Source organism: Halalkalibacter flavus (assembly GCF_036663575.1).
Lineage (GTDB): Bacteria > Bacillota > Bacilli > Bacillales > Bacillaceae_D > Halalkalibacter > Halalkalibacter flavus.
Map to the genome: position 1 here is coordinate 1 of NZ_JAWRVK010000444.1, position 230 is coordinate 230.

General features: G+C 60.4%; 1 protein-coding gene. It reads left to right on the plus strand.

All coding sequences use genetic code 11. The annotated features are described in order from the left end of the window. A partial coding sequence (locus SAY88_RS25735; RefSeq protein WP_332635274.1) for a hypothetical protein occupies positions 1-230 on the plus strand: 230 nt, incomplete at both ends.

Consider the following 230-nt stretch of genomic DNA (forward strand, 5'->3'; position numbering starts at 1 on the left):
GTGACGAGCAGTTGCGTGCAGGCAGTATTCGTTCTGCCGCCTTATTTCTGGGCGCGATCGTCGGGGCGGGGGTGATGGTGCTGGTGCAGGCCCGTTGGGGTTGGCAGGCACCGTTTGCCTTGATGGGCCTGGGGCTGGTGATTGGTTGTTTGCCCTTTGTCTTTTTGCGTTCCAAAGCCGGTTTGCAAGCGGCTGAGACTGAGCAGGCACCGCCCGGTTTTGTTGCCGAT